This is a genomic window from Amycolatopsis sp. NPDC114503, from assembly GCF_055633655.1.
Genome location: NZ_JBVKDT010000024.1, coordinates 41525 through 55648 on the forward strand (window position 1 = coordinate 41525; position 14124 = coordinate 55648).

17 protein-coding genes and 1 tRNA gene are annotated in these 14124 nt (G+C 70.4%); all 18 read left to right on the top strand.

The genetic code is table 11. The features are described from left to right. Nucleotides 1–20: 20 nt before the first annotated feature. The 18 genes from ACZ7OI_RS48190 (at nucleotide 21) to ACZ7OI_RS48275 (ending at nucleotide 14041) form a co-directional block, all read left to right on the top strand. On the top strand, nucleotides 21–491 hold the full coding sequence (locus tag ACZ7OI_RS48190; protein ID WP_470270823.1) for a hypothetical protein: 471 nt from the start codon (nucleotides 21–23) through the stop codon (nucleotides 489–491). Nucleotides 492–511: 20 nt separating this feature from the next. After that, nucleotides 512–590: transfer RNA gene (locus ACZ7OI_RS48195), tRNA-OTHER, on the top strand. A gap of 40 nt (nucleotides 591–630) precedes the next feature. Then, entirely contained in the window at nucleotides 631–2073 is a 1443-nt protein-coding gene (locus tag ACZ7OI_RS48200) for a hypothetical protein (protein WP_470270824.1), read from the top strand. 20 nt (nucleotides 2074–2093) lie between these two features. Next, complete coding sequence (locus ACZ7OI_RS48205; protein WP_470270825.1) at nucleotides 2094–2390, top strand: hypothetical protein; 297 nt, start codon at nucleotides 2094–2096, stop codon at nucleotides 2388–2390. A 115-nt stretch (nucleotides 2391–2505) separates the two neighbouring features. After that, a complete protein-coding gene (locus ACZ7OI_RS48210) occupies nucleotides 2506–4794 on the top strand; it encodes a P-loop NTPase family protein (RefSeq protein WP_470270826.1) in 2289 nt (762 codons plus the stop codon). A gap of 86 nt (nucleotides 4795–4880) precedes the next feature. Next, entirely contained in the window at nucleotides 4881–5078 is a 198-nt protein-coding gene (locus tag ACZ7OI_RS48215; protein WP_470270827.1) for a hypothetical protein, read from the top strand. A gap of 48 nt (nucleotides 5079–5126) precedes the next feature. Then, entirely contained in the window at nucleotides 5127–5612 is a 486-nt protein-coding gene (locus ACZ7OI_RS48220; protein WP_470270828.1) for a hypothetical protein, read from the top strand. 97 nt (nucleotides 5613–5709) lie between these two features. Continuing rightward, on the top strand, nucleotides 5710–5907 hold the full coding sequence (locus ACZ7OI_RS48225; RefSeq protein WP_470270829.1) for a hypothetical protein: 198 nt from the start codon (nucleotides 5710–5712) through the stop codon (nucleotides 5905–5907). Between the two features lie 61 nt (nucleotides 5908–5968). After that, nucleotides 5969–6748, top strand: coding sequence for a hypothetical protein (locus ACZ7OI_RS48230; RefSeq protein ID WP_470270830.1), 780 nt, complete (start codon nucleotides 5969–5971; stop codon nucleotides 6746–6748). A 224-nt stretch (nucleotides 6749–6972) separates the two neighbouring features. After that, complete coding sequence (locus ACZ7OI_RS48235) at nucleotides 6973–7383, top strand: RapZ C-terminal domain-containing protein (RefSeq protein ID WP_470270831.1); 411 nt, start codon at nucleotides 6973–6975, stop codon at nucleotides 7381–7383. Next, on the top strand, nucleotides 7380–7712 hold the full coding sequence (locus tag ACZ7OI_RS48240) for a hypothetical protein (protein WP_470270832.1): 333 nt from the start codon (nucleotides 7380–7382) through the stop codon (nucleotides 7710–7712). Before ACZ7OI_RS48235 ends, ACZ7OI_RS48240 begins: the two co-directional genes overlap by 4 nt. Beyond that, the gene (locus ACZ7OI_RS48245; protein WP_470270833.1) at nucleotides 7709–8536 is read left to right on the top strand and encodes a GmrSD restriction endonuclease domain-containing protein; all 828 of its coding nucleotides are present in this window, start codon (nucleotides 7709–7711) and stop codon (nucleotides 8534–8536) included. The genes ACZ7OI_RS48240 and ACZ7OI_RS48245 overlap by 4 nt, the downstream gene beginning before the upstream one ends. Before the next feature lie 103 nt (nucleotides 8537–8639). Then, on the top strand, nucleotides 8640–9767 hold the full coding sequence (locus ACZ7OI_RS48250; protein WP_470270834.1) for a hypothetical protein: 1128 nt from the start codon (nucleotides 8640–8642) through the stop codon (nucleotides 9765–9767). A gap of 42 nt (nucleotides 9768–9809) precedes the next feature. After that, complete coding sequence (locus tag ACZ7OI_RS48255) at nucleotides 9810–10328, top strand: hypothetical protein (RefSeq protein WP_470270835.1); 519 nt, start codon at nucleotides 9810–9812, stop codon at nucleotides 10326–10328. Between the two features lie 398 nt (nucleotides 10329–10726). After that, the gene (locus ACZ7OI_RS48260; RefSeq protein ID WP_470270836.1) at nucleotides 10727–11719 is read left to right on the top strand and encodes a hypothetical protein; all 993 of its coding nucleotides are present in this window, start codon (nucleotides 10727–10729) and stop codon (nucleotides 11717–11719) included. After that, a complete protein-coding gene (locus ACZ7OI_RS48265) occupies nucleotides 11716–11970 on the top strand; it encodes a hypothetical protein (protein ID WP_470270837.1) in 255 nt (84 codons plus the stop codon). The genes ACZ7OI_RS48260 and ACZ7OI_RS48265 overlap by 4 nt, the downstream gene beginning before the upstream one ends. 145 nt (nucleotides 11971–12115) lie before the next feature. Next, nucleotides 12116–12919 carry a metal-dependent hydrolase gene (locus tag ACZ7OI_RS48270; protein WP_470270838.1) on the top strand — a complete coding sequence of 268 codons (804 nt, stop codon included), beginning with the start codon at nucleotides 12116–12118 and terminating at the stop codon, nucleotides 12917–12919. A 201-nt stretch (nucleotides 12920–13120) separates the two neighbouring features. Then, complete coding sequence (locus ACZ7OI_RS48275; protein WP_470270839.1) at nucleotides 13121–14041, top strand: hypothetical protein; 921 nt, start codon at nucleotides 13121–13123, stop codon at nucleotides 14039–14041. Nucleotides 14042–14124: the final 83 nt, after the last annotated feature.

Sequence of the window (14124 nt, forward strand, 5' to 3'; positions counted from 1 at the left end):
CTGTCCGGAAAGGACACATCATGTCTCTCACCTGGATCATTCCCACCTCGATGCTCTATCTCGGCGGGATCCTGCTGGTAATCGCCGTCATCCTGGTGTTCGTGGACGTGCCCGGCAAAGGCGTTCCCTGGGACAAGGTCGCCGCCGGGTTCGCCGTCGTCGGCGGGTTCGGCGTCGGCGGCGCGGCCGGCGGCTGGCTCGGCCACGCTTTCGCCTCGACCTCCAAAAGCGTGCTGAGCAACGGCCAGCAGCTCACCGCCCAGGCCGTCGGCGTCGGTTTCGTCGGCGCGCTCGTCATCGGCATGGCGCTGTGGGCCTACTCCCGGGTGCGCGGCAAGGGCATCGCCGCGAAAAGCAAGTTCAAGTCGCTGTTCGTGGTCTGCGTCCTGGCCGTCGTCGGCACCGTCCTCGCCGCCATCCCGATGATCTACGGCTGGGCCGACAGCGCTGTCCACACGATGGGGACCGCCGCGCTCTCCTTGTTCAAGTGACGCCCCGACCCGTTGGGGCAGCGCCGAAATCCAGGAACGGCACCGGCCTCGCCACTTCCGGCGGTGCCGGTGGGCGGGTTCGAGTCCCGGCCCGGCGCGCGCACACCGACCAACCCGGACCGAATCGAAAGGAGCAGCAGTGGATCCGTTCCTGATGACCCTCCTGGCGGTCGCGTTCCTGTTCAAGTCCCACAAGAACGCCCAGACCGCACAGGCCGCCTACCACAACGGCAAAGAACCGCCGAACGTCGTCAAAGCCCGGCTGGCGCACGAGAAAAGCGGCGCGCCGAAGACTCGCCGCGGCCGGCCCAAGGGGCGCAGCGGGCTGGGGCTGATGGCCTCGACCGCGTGGGCCAACGCCTGCCAAAGCGCCGCCGATCGCATGACCGAACGGCACCGCCGCCGCCAGAACTGGCTCGACTCGCAGAAGGACACCCGCGACGCGGCCTACACCGAACGCCGCCAGCGGAAACTGGACAAGCGCCAGCAGCGACTGAACAACCAGAAAGCCTCTGCGGATCGGTGGCGCGACTGGTTCCTGGGCCTGACCCGCGGCGAGGACAAGCAGCGCAAACGCGAGCGGGAGGAATGGCGGGAGAAGGCCCGCTCCGGGGAATGGGCCCGGTACCGCAACGCCATGGAAGCCCTCGGCGTCAAACCGGACGGTTCCCTGCCCACGCACCAGGAAATCCTCTACCGGATGTGGCAGGACGAGACCGGCCAGACCGAGCGCGGGCGAACCGAACCCCCGAAGGCCGCCGGGCCCGGTCCCGCGAACCCGTCCGCTGCCGGGCAACCGGCAGGAAACCGCGGCGAGCAGGCGAACCAGGATTCCGCAAACCCGGCCGGCACCGCCGAGACCGAGACCCGGGCCGGCCCCGCGCCTGGTTCCGGCCGCGGCAAGTCCGCAGCCGACAACCTCAACGGCTCGGAGACCGCGCAGTCGTTCTACCAGCAAGCGCGGGAACAAGGGCCGCAAGAGTCGGTCTACTCCTACTACGCGTCCATGGGCAGCACAGACGTTCCCCCGACAGACGAGGAATGGGCGCGGCGTCATCAATACGGCCGCGCCTCCGACTTCGATCCGCCCGAGGACTCCGGACGCGACTCCGAAAAGAAGGACCCCATCCGGGTGGACAGCGAGGTCGTGCGCCCCCACCCGCCGGAACCGCTGCAGCTGGAAGCCGGTTCGGCGTCCGCATCGGACCAGGACCCGAACGTCCTCGACGCCGAAGTGGTCGAGGACGATTCCGCCCCCGCCACCGGCACCGCGACCAGCGCGGCGCCGGCCACCCCGACAGGAGGCACCACCGTGTACGAGCAGGCAGTGACCCGGTTGATCGCCGCGGCCGACCGGGTCGCGGAGTACCGCGCGGATCTGGGCGCGTTCGCCGACACTCTCGGCGGCAGGAAGTGGGGCGCCCAGGTGACCGGTCCTATCCAGGACATGAATGGCCAGCTGACGGCGTTGGAGGGCGAGTACCGCGATCTGGCCGCCCAGATGAAGTCCCAGGGCGACGCGGGCGTCGCCGCCCACGAACAAGCCCCCTGGGTGCCCGCCGACGACTCCATCCTCGTCTGAGCAGAACGGAGAAACACCGCATGACCAACATCAACGGCGACGCCTCCACCGACCAGATGGCCGAGGCTCTCACTGACGCCGCCGGCGACCTGGAGACGATGGCCAACGACAACGACGCCCTGCTGCAGGAATTCCAGGAACAGCGCTGGGCGGGGCTGGACGTCCTGACCGGCGCCAACAACCGGATCAGCTCCGTCCGCGAAAGCCTCGTCGAGGTCGCCGACAAGATCGGCGTCGGCGGCCAGATCGTGCGCGACGCGCGCCTGAACAACACCATGATCACCCACGCCACCAAGGAATCGCTCGGCCTGAGCTGACCGGCGACTGCCGCCCGGGTTGCGATCAGCCCCGCCCACGCCTCCCCGGTGGGCGGGGCTGATCGCTTTCCCCGACGCCAGCATCCGGCCATCCCCCGTGAGGAAAGGACACGTCATGCCCTCCACCGCCGCGACCCGCAAAACCCGCTTCGCCAACAACAAGAAGAACGCCAAGGTCACCCGCAAGACCCGGTTCGCGCCGAAACCCGGCGCCGTGGCCAAGCCTTCCGCCAAGAACCTCGACGCGGTGCTCGCGGACTCCCTCGCGACCGAACTGCGCCGCGCGCAGCGCAACGCCGACAAGCTCGTCGACGAGCGCCGCCCCAAGAAAGGCCGGCGGTGGGCCAGCGAACAGCACGTCGCCGCCGCCGAACAGATCAACGGCGGCAACCCCGGCCAGACCCCGCAACCGGAACAAGCCACGACCGGCCCGTACGAACAGGAACGCCGCCGGATGATCCGCGCCCGCAACCGCCGCCGCCGCTACCCCTGGCTGCCCGGCGCCGCCGCGCTCGTCTGGGGCCTGCTCGCCACGCAGGTCGTGCGGTTCTTCACCTGGACGACCAGCGTCTCGGCCGGAGCGGTCGCCGCGGGCATGGCCGTCGTCGCGGTGCTGGCCGTCGTCGCGGTGACGCTGCACCATCGGCAGCCGCGGTGGCTGCCCGAAGCCGTCTTCGCCGGGCTCGGCTCGGCCGGGATCGTCTACTGGGTCGGCACTGCCGGGCTGTCCTGGCCGGCCGTGCTGGCGGTCATGGTCGGCACGCTCGCCGGCGGCGCCCGCTGGTGGAAAGCCAACCCGGTCGGCCCGGACGTGCCGCCCCTGGAGCCCTACCGGCCCGAACCCGTCGCCGAACTCGAAGCTGCGCCGGAACCGGCTGCGAAACGGGTCCCGCCGCCGGAAACGGACCCGTACTGCATCGCCTGGAACGACAACAACGCCACCGGCGAAGGCAAAGCGAAGGGATCGAGGCTGACCAACCGCCGCGACAGCGAGTTCACCGTCACCTACGACGTCGAGCTCAAACGCGGCGTCCAGTCGCTCAAACACCTGCTCGCCAACCGGGAAGAACTCGCCGGCGGGCTCGGCGAGGACCTCGAGCGGGTCCTGTTCAAGCGCGCCCCGCGAGGCTCCGGCGCCAGCAAGGCCGTGCTGACCGTCATCGTCAAGGACCCGGTCGCCGAGACGCGCTTCTTCACCGGCCCGCGCGTCGAGGACGGCAAGATCAAGGGCGTCGCCCGGTTCATCGACGGCTCCGGCGAGATCGACATCACGATGTGGGACGACGGCGGCATGGTCGCCACGATGGTCGTCGGCTCCACCGGCGGCGGCAAGTCCGGCGCCGCCAACGTCCTGACTGTCAACGCGTTGTCCACCAAGATCATGAACCAGCTCTACGCCGACCCGAAAGGCAACTCCTCGACCGCGCTGGCCAAGCGGGCCCGGATCGCGATCATCGGCAAGGAGAACGTGCTCAAACTGCCGTACCTGGTCATGGCGATGCTCGCCGCCCGCGGCGAGCTGGCCGCCGAGCTCGGAGCGGACCAGATCTTCCCGAGCGCCGAGATCCCGGGCTGGATGTGGCTGCACGACGAGTACTCGCTGGTCGCGAAGGACCCGTTCTGCCAGAAGGTGTGGACCGAGACGGTCAACATCATTCGCGCGTACGGGATCTGGGGCGTGGCGCTCAACCAGTCCCAGGGACAGCCCGAGTGGGGCACCGACCACGCCCGCTCGGCGTTCGCGTCCCAGGTGGTCGCGTTCCGGGTCAACTCCAAGTCCGGCTCCGACCTCGTGCCGGGCCTGAACTTCGACCCGAACGAGCTGCCCGTCGACGAGGAGGGCCGTCCGGTGCCGGGCATGGCCGTGCACGCCCACTACGACGCCCCGACCCGCTGGGACTTCCTGCCCTCGCAGGCCAACGCGGACCGGATGGCGGCCAAGGGGAAGCCCGCACCGCCCTACACCACCGAGTCGGCGTTCGACGCGTTCTTCAACCAGCCCGACCCGCACCCGGCCGACGTCCGGGCGATCGAGTCGATCCTCGGCCCCGCGGTCAACGGCCGCTGGCAGGTCGGCGGGCCCGGGGCGACCCACACGTTCCCGGACCTCGAGCTGCTCAACAGCAAAGGCTCGCCGGCGGTCGCGGCCGCCGCGCCGAAGAAAGGCCGGTGGGGACAGCGAGGCACCGCCGCCGCCAAACCCGCACCCAGCGACCAGCTCTCCCCGGTGCAGTCGGAGGTGCTGGCCATCGTCCGCGGCGGCACCACCAAAACCGGCGACATCGTCGACGCCGCGAAAGCCGCCCGCTCCAGCGTCTACGACGCCCTGGAAACGCTCAGCGGCCTCCGCCTGATCCGCCAGACCGGGCGCGGCGTGTACGAGCCGGCCACACAGGACGCCTGACCGTCCGGGTTCCCCGCCAGCCTGACCATGACTGGCGGGCTTCCCGGTCTGCCAGGAACCGCAACGGAAAGCGAGGCAACCACATCGTGCCGATCCGCAAACCCACCCGGCGAGGCATCCGCCGCCGTGCCGCCCGCCATCGCTCCGGCGGCACCGTCTACCAATCCGATGCCCAGTTCACCGCCTCGCTCGACGCGCTGAACACGGACCCTGATCAATCCTGCGCTGCCGCTCCGGACGACACCGCAGGCAGCAACGAGCCATCCGTCCCCACCTGCGAGTGAACCGCAGCCTCCGCAGAAGGGGGCATCCGCATTTCCTTGGAGGAGAACATGTTTCGTCGCAAGCGCCCGGCAAACTGCGCGATCGCCGCGGCCACCCCGGCCGAGCCGTTCGCGCCCGGCACTCCGCACCGGTCGCCGGAATGGCTGAACGAGGCCACCGCTGCCGGCCTGCTCGGGGAGGACTTGCCCGCCGGGCTGCTCGCCCTGCACCACCGCCTGGTCCTCGCCGCCGATCAGGGATTCGGACGCCCCCAGTACCTGGAGGCCGCGCGGATCGTGAAGCTGCTGCTGAGCGACACCACGATGCGCCAGCCTTGCGTCCGTCACCGGACCGACGTGACCACGACGGTCTTCGCCGCGGTCGAGGAAGTCTTGACCGTGCTGCGCGCCTGGGACCCCTCCACTCGCCCGTACGACGTCCACACGCGATTCGCCCTCGCTGCCGCCTGGGAAAGCCACGCCGACGCGGAGATCCAGACCGCCCTCCGCCTTGAGAACAAGCCAACCACGGCAGCAGCGTTCCCGAGCTTCTGACCAAGCATCGACCGACCACGGGCGGGCGGGCCTCCAGAACCTGGAGGCCCGCCCGTCGCGGTTTCCGCGCTCCAGCACACCGATCGGAGGCAGTCCCGTGCCATTCCTTGTCCTCGCGGCGATCGCGGCCGTGTACCTGCTGTTCGCCTACCACTTCCCCTACGCCCGCTGCTCCAAGTGCAAGGGCGAGAAAAGCTACTCGCCCAGCGGCAAGTACTGGGACAAGTGCCCACGCTGCGGCGGATCCGGCGAGAAGATCCGGCTGATCTCCCAGCTGCTCGGCCGCGACCAGTAAGCAGCGCCGCCCTGAATCACCGCCATATCACCGGAAACCACCACGCAGATCGGGTTTTTCCATGCACACCAACAACAACACCGCCGCCTCCGTCGACGACGTCGAACAGCCCGCGGCCGCGCCGGAGGCGAAGCCGGGCTGGGCCACCCGGTGCCTGACCTTGCTGAAGCAGACCGCCAAGGACGTCCTGCGGTTCGTCGACACCGACCCGCGCGGCGCCGCAGCGCTGGCCGGGACCGTGATCGGGGGAGTGCTGACCTTCCTGCTCGTGTTCAGCGCGTTCGTGAACGTGCTGCGGTGGCTGCTCTCCGGACACGCCGGGCACGACATCGTCACGCAGTTGCCCGTCGCGACGCTGCGACCGCTGTCCGGTCCGGTTGTCCGGTCCGGCGTCGCCAACGCCGCCACCTCTCTCGCCGCGACGAGCCTCGTGCTCGCTGTCGCAGGCATGTTCCGCCGTCGCCGCTTCGATCGCGTCGCCGAGGCGCGGGAGGAAGCCGACGCGTCCGCGTACGAACACTTCGTGCGCGACTTCGGTTCCGCCGCCGAGCTGACCGACCCGCAACTGGTCGCGCTGACCACCTACATCGCCAGCCGAGCGGACCAGCAGGTGCCCGGCATCGTGGCCGAACTGCTGCGCGGCCGCCCGTGGAACTGGCGCGACGAACACGACTACCTGGACGAAGAGCAGCCCCGCGTCCGGCGCATCACCGCCGTCGTCGACGGTCTGGACCACTGCGACCGGGACCCGGCCGGCACCGCCGCAGCGCGGCAGCCGATCACGGCGTCCCCGTGGGACCTCAGCCCCCGCCAATCGGGGAGCAGCGCTCTGCGGGCATAGCCGCGGGCGGACCCAGCCGCAGAAACACCAACCGCCCGCGAAGGGGCGGCCCGGCCGGAGATTCCGGCCGGGCCGCCCCTTTCCTCGTTTCCGCAACTCCTTGCCGCCCAGTCCTGGCCCGGTCGCACTTCCAGCGCCCGGCACCGTCCTGTCCGGACGGTCCCGGGCGCTGGCGGAGCCGACCGGCTCACCCTGCATTCGCCACTTCACCGAAGGACACCGTCGTGACCAAGCCAGTGGAGATCCACTCGTTCGGCTATCTCAACAGCCCTCCTCCGCCGTCCGCCGTGACCGTGGACCTGCGAGAACTTCTGCCCGACCCCAGCCTCGACCCCGCACTGCGCGATCTGACCGGGCACGAGGCACCCGTCCGCTCCGCCGTGCTGAACAGCCGCGGCGCCGCCGGGCTGATCAGCCATCTGGCCATGCTCGTCACCGGGCTGTTCGAGGCGAACATCCCGGCGACGCTCGCGATTGGCGACGCCGACGGGACGCGCCGGGCGGTCGTCGTCTCCGTCGACATCGCCGCCCGGCTGCGCCTCGCCGGCTGGCCGGTCGATCTGAGTCACCGCGACGTGAACCGCCGGACCGCACGCGATCGCAGCGAGCACGTCACCGGCGAGGTGTGCCCGTGACGACCGCGACCAAGCCCCTCGTCGTCTGCCTGTGCGGCTCGACGCGCTTCATGGCCCAGATGCACGAAGCCAACCGGGAACTCACCGCCGCCGGCTGCATCGTCCTCGCTCCCGGATGCGACCTGAAGCAGCCGCATCCGCTGTGGGACACCGAGACCAAGAAGGCCGCGCTGAAACCGCGGCTGGACGCGCTGCACCGGGCGAAGATGGACCTCGCCGACGAGATCGTCGTCGTCTCCGACTCCACCGGCTACATCGGCGCCTCGACCAAGGCCGAGATCGCCTCCGCCGAACGTCAGGGCAAGCCGGTGCGGCGGTGGTCGCGATGATCGTTCCCACAGCGGCTCGGATCCGAGCGGCGACCGCCGCGCTCCTGTCGCTCAGCCTCTCCGGCTGCGGGTTCGGCCACGCTGCCGCGACCGCTACGCCTCCGGCCGCGGCCCCCGGCGGTCCGAGCACCGCCAGCACCCAGCCGGCGGCCTCCGCCGCGCGAGCCCAGCTGGCGGCCCTGCGGATCGCGCCGGAAGACACCGGAGCCCACTACAAACGGGCGGACTGGAAGCACTGGATCCCGCAGCCGGGCGCCGGGCCGGGCTGCGACACCCGCGAACTCGTGCTGATCCGGGACGGCCGCCACGCGGGCGGCGGCCCGGTCGCACGCGACCCTCGCACCTGCCAGCCCTACGTCGGGCACGGCAATTCCTGGACCAGCCCCTACGACAACATCACCACCGCCGACCCCGGCGACCTCGACATCGACCACATGGTCCCGCTCGAGCAGATGGGCCGCTCGGGCACCCGCGGCTGGAGCCCGGCCCAGCGGCAGGCCTACGCCAACGACCCCGACGTCCTCCTGGCCGTCACCAAACGCGCGAACCGCCAGAAAGGATCGCAGGATCCGGCACGATGGCTTCCTGACCAGCACAAATGCGAGTACGGGGCAGAAGTGGGTCGCGGTCAAGACGAAGTACGCCGCAACCGTCGACCCGGCCGAGCACGACGCGCTCGATTCGGTCCTGCGCCGCTGCGGCTGACCCGAAGCACACCATCGCTTCTTCCGGAATCCGCTGTCTTTCAGGGAAGACGCGAGTCGTCCGCCCCTCGGCCCGGCCGGAAACTCCGGCCGGGCCGCCCTGCGGCGTTTCCGGACTGACCGTCTGCAAAGGAGCACTTCGTATGCGCCCGCACTGCCTCGCCCCGGAGGCCAGTCCCCGGCTCCCGCGATCCTCGATCGCGCCTGACGAAAGGAAAAGACCGTGTACGAGCAGGCAGTGACCCGGTTGATCGCCGCGGCTGACCGGGTCGCGGAGTACCGCGCGGATCTGGGCGCGTTCGCCGACACTCTCGGCGGCAGGAAGTGGGGCGCCCAGGTGACCGGTCCTATCCAGGACATGAATGGCCAGCTGACGGCGTTGGAGGGCGAGTACCGCGATCTGGCCGCCCAGATGAAGTCCCAGGGCGACGCGGGCGTCGCCGCCCACGAACAAGCGCCCTGGGTGCCGGACAATCTTCTCGACGAGGAGTTCAGTACTGCCGATGCTGTAAGGAGTTCCGTCATGGCGGATGCCGCCAAGCCCCCGGGGCTGCCCCGCAGCGAGCTGAAGGTGGTCAAGACCCTTCCTCCTGGCAAAAGCGCCGCGGTGGATCTGGTCCAAGACACGGACGGGCGCGTGGCGGTCCGCAAGGTCTTCCACCCCGACCCCGACGACCCGTACCGGGCAGATCGCGAGGTCGCTGCGGCGGCGGTGGCCAACGCGGTGGGCATCACCGACCTCGAGGTGCGGCGTGTCGGTGCCAACACCGTGCTCATGACGTACTTCGAGGGCCGGACCGGCACAGAGCTGGCCCATTCGGCCATGTCGCCGGAGGATGTCGCCCTGCTGGACGACGAGACCGCCACCTGCGAGCAGGTCGAGGACCCCGAGTGGCTGGCGAGGTGGTCGAAGGCCGATGACGAGTACCGCGAGAACCTGAAGCCGTGGCTGCGGGCTCCGGGGGCCAAGGAGATCGGCCTGTTCGACTACCTGGCGCTCAACATCGACCGCAACTCCTCCAACTGGATCGTCGACAACGACGGCGCGGTGCACCCGATCGACCACGATGCGACGTTCATCGGAGCCATACAACAGCAAGACGGACTGATCAACTTCGACTCGCCTTTCATGTTGGCCTGGCTGGCGAAGGACAGCGACACGCCCGGGCACGGTCGGCCAAGCGGCCTGGCCTCGCCGTTCAGCCGGAGTCACCTGGAACAGGTGATGGAGCGCCTGACAGACGCCAAGCCCGCGCTGGACAAGATCCCTCCCGTCCGCGGAGTCAACACCTACGACCTGGTGCGCCAACGGCTCGCGTGGCTGATCGAAGCGTGCGACGCGACGACCTGACCCCGACCGTCGACGACATTCCTTACAACAGGAGGCACCACCGTGTACGAGCAGGCAGTGACCCGGCTGATCGCCGCGGCCGACCGGGTCGCGGAGTACCGCGCCGATCTGGGCGCGTTCGCCGACACCCTCGGCGGCAGGAAATGGGGCGCCCAGGTGACCGGTCCGGTCCAGGACATGAATGGCCAGCTGACGGCGTTGGAGGGCGAGTACCGCGATCTGGCCGCCCAGATGAAGACCCAGGGCGACGCGGGCGTCAGCGCCCACGAACAAGCCCCCTGGGTGCCGGACAATCTTCTCGACGAGGAGTTCGGTACTGCCAACACCGTGGGGAGTCCCGTCATGACGGATGACGCCCCGCTACCAGATCGCACATCGACCAGCGACAAACCTTTCACCGAATACACCCCGGCCGATTGGGACGCTTACAACCAATGGGCAGCCGAGTGCTTGCGCAGTGACGCCGACAAATACAGCGGTGAGTTCAGTGCGGAGACCCTGCAGCGATGGCGCGACAGCGCCGACTGGCACGAGAGCGAGATCGGCAAGATGGGGCGATGACGCCCGTCGTTTGTCCAAGTCAGGGTCCTGTCGAACGCCCGGCCAGCTGACCTGGCCTCGTCGTTCAGCCGGAGTCGTTTGGATCAGGTGATGGAGTGCCTGGCGGATGGCTCAGCCTGCGCTGGACAGGATCCTTCCTGTCCGCGGGTTCCAGCCACCTACGACCCGGTGCGCCAGCGGCTGGCGTGGCTGATTGAAGCGTGCGACGCGGCAACCTGACCCACGGTCGTCGACGACGCGACCAAGGCGTTGCGCACGGAACACCGATGGACAAAACCTCAGCGAGGACCCCGCAACGACGAAGGGACGGCGCGAACCAACTCGGTTCGCGCCGTCCCTTGTCGTTGCGGCACAACCGTTTCCGCCTCCATATCCGCTGATCAGAACCGGAGCACCTCATGCCCCAGCACGCCACGGCCGACACCGCCGTCGACAGCATCACCGCGGCCGCGTTCCCGACGCCGGCGCTGGCCCTCCGCACCAACGACCCGGCCCGGCTGGCGGGGATCTACAGCTTCGCTGAGCACCAGGCCGCCGCCGCCCGCACGATCGCGGCCGCCGTCGTGCACCACCTCGCCGCCGCGTCGGCCCGTCGCGACCTGGCCCGCGCGAGCATCACTGCCCTGGCCTCGGCCGCGTCCTGGCGCTACCGGCTGGCGCTCGACCTCGCCGACGACCGCGGCGGCCACGGCATCCCCGTGACCGCGCAGCGGTTCCGCGCCCCGGTCACCGACTCTGACGCCAACTACGACCGGCTCGGCTACTGCGGCCGCGTCCGCGACGGCGCCGTCTGGGACGAGGCCACCCGCACCTACCGCGGCGGTATCGCCACTCCGGCGTTTCACACACTGGCGGTGTTCGGCCGCTGCGCCGCCGACCGGTTCGCCGCCGAAGCGCCCCGCCAGGACGTGCTGCAGAACCTCGTGGAACTCGACGACGGCACGGTGCCGGGCAACCGGCTGCTGCGCGGAGCCGCCGCGGCCGCCGCAGGCGACGAGATGGTCGCCCGGATCGTCGCCCGCGGCCTGGACGCCAGCCGGTTCGAAACCGGCGGCGACCCGGTCTACGCCGCGACCGCCTCCTCCCGCGACCGGGCCCGGCTGCGCCAGGCCGCCGTCGCCGCCCTGGCCGCCGCGCTCGCCGCGGGCACCGCCGGCGACACCGGCGCCGCGGTCCGGCGGTGGGCGCGGGCCGCGTACTTCCTCTACCAGTCGCCCCAGACCAAAAAAGGCAGCGACGCCGCGACCCGGGTCGCGCTGGTCGCCCTCGGCACCGTCGCCCTGGGTCGGGTGCCCCGGCTGCCGCACGACGTCGACCTGCGCGCCTACGTCCTGGGACAGCACGCGTTCGTCGAGCAGCTGCTCTCCCTCGAGGAGGCGGGAACCCGGTGACCGCCTACGACCGGCTCGCGCACCCGCCCGTCGACGGGCTCGACCGCGAGTCCTGCGAATACCTCGCCTTCGAGGACAGCCGGATCCTGACCGCCATCAACGTCCGGATGAACGAACTGTTCGCCACCTACGAAGGCAAGGCCGTCTTCGCCCTCGTCGAGCTGCGCGACCTCGCGGCACGGATCAGAGACAGCGCCGCCGAGTACCGCAAGGCCCAGCACCAGGTTCCGCGCCGGCCGCGCGGCCGCTGACACCACCTGGTGCAAGCACTTCCCGTGCAAGACGTTGCCGCGCAACGGATTCCTCCCTCTTCGCCACCGACTGTCCGCAAAGGAAAGAGGTCGTCATGCCCGCCATCGCCCCGCGCCGGTGCCCGTCCGGCAAGCAGGCCCTCGGATGATGGGCCGCACGCACGCCCTCACCGGCGTCTTGGCCGGCCTGCTCACCGGCCCGCTGATCGGGCTGACCACGGTCCCGCAGCTGGGCCCCTACGCCGCGACGATGGCCGGGTTCGCGCTGCTGCCGGACCTGGACCACCCGCAGTCCACCGCCACCCGCAAACTCGGCCGGCTCACCCGCGGGATCTCCTGGGTGCTGCGCGGCGCGTCGGCGTGGCTGTACGCACGCACCAAAGGCCCGCGCGACGAACCCGGCGACGGCAAACACCGGCACCTGACCCACACCCTGGTCTTCGCCCTGGCCCTGGGCGGGATCTGTATGGCCAGCACCGCCGCGTGGGGACCGTGGGCCGTGATCGGATGGCTCGCCGTCGGGCTGCTGCTCGCCGTCGACCGGCTCGGCAAGCTCGTCCTGGCCGGGTTCGCGCTCGGGCTGGCGACCTGGCTGCCCGCCGTCCTGGCCGACCCCGCGACGTTCGACCGGGCGGCCCTGGCCGCGCTGGACGCCTCGGCAGGCTGGCTCGGCATCGCCGTCGCCGGCGGATGCCTCGTGCACGACCTCGGCGACAGCCTGACCGAGTCCGGCTGCCCCGTCCTGTGGCCGTTCCTGCCGATCCGCGGCGAGACCTGGTACGAGATCCGGCCGCCGAAATGGCTGCGGTTCCGCACCGGCAAACGGTTCGAGAACTGGATCGTGTTCCCGCTCGTGCTGACCGGCTGTCTCCTGGCGATCCCCGGCCTGCCCGGGCACGTGGCAGATCTGTTCACCTCGCCCGCAGCCGTCGCGCGAGTCAGCCAGTGACAGCCGCACACGGCGATCGCGAATGGCCTGGCCTGCGACAAGGCCAGGCCATTCTCAATCCGATGAGACAGGAAACAAGTGTTTGCCGTACCGGCACCGCCGCTTCGTATCGAACGCCCCGCTACGCCGATCGGCTGGACCTGCCCGGCACAGCGGAACAAACCGGCACCGGCCCCGCATATCCGAGCCATGATCGCTGGCGTGGACGAAGCAGCCGAGGCCGCGGCCGAGCCGCCGGTTCCCGCCGTCAGCAACGCCATCGGGCACGTCGGCCTGAACGTCGCCCTCGCCGGCGACCACGGGGCGAACCAGATCCCGCTGGACAACGCGGTCTTCTCCGGGCCCGAGCGGATGGCGTTCCTGCACGGATACCTGCGCGAGCGCACGCCGCGGATCGAAGTGTGGCCGGCGTTGCTGCAGACCCCGAACTCGACCAGCCGCGTCGTCGTCGGCCCGTTCGGCGACACCGACGTCGAGCTGGGGCATTTCCTGCGGGCAGCGCAGGAACTCGACGTCGCGAGCGTCTACGCGTCCTATCTCGCCCCGCCTGCGAACATCCCGGTCACGCTGGGGGACGGGCTGGTCGTGCAGTTCGTCTCCCGGGGCATCCTGCACGTCTGGGCCGGAGCGCGCGTGGACAACGCCCGCGAGCAAGCCGCGGAGACGAAGGCGGCCGCACACCCGAACCGGGACCAGCAGGAGGTCATCGACCGCATCGTCGCGCAGCTGGCCGACGACCCCGGATACCGGGAGCTGACCCGCAAATCCGACCGCGAGAACTACGCCCGCACCGAGAACGCCGAACTCCAGACCGCCGCCCGCGGCGAACACCCGGTCCTGCCCCCGAACTTCGTGTACCGGGTGCTGCAGGCCGCCGCCGGACACGTCGACCACGGCGCCCGGGAGGCCTACGCCGAGGTCGAGAATCACCTGGACGGCCTGATCGGCGACCTCAACGCCGACCCCCGATACCTGATCATCGAGGACAAAACCGCCCGCCGGCACTACCTGCGCACCATGCTGTTCGAGCGCTACCACCGCTTCGCGCCGCCGCCCGCGCTGGTCGCCCGGCTGCTCGACGCCACCGACCAGACCCGCCCGAGCCGACAGCCCGGTCGCTGACCGAGCGGGACCCGCGTAGCAGTCCGGTCCTGGCACAACCCGACCCGGCTGAGCAGTCCGAAGAGGACTGCTCAGCCGGGTCG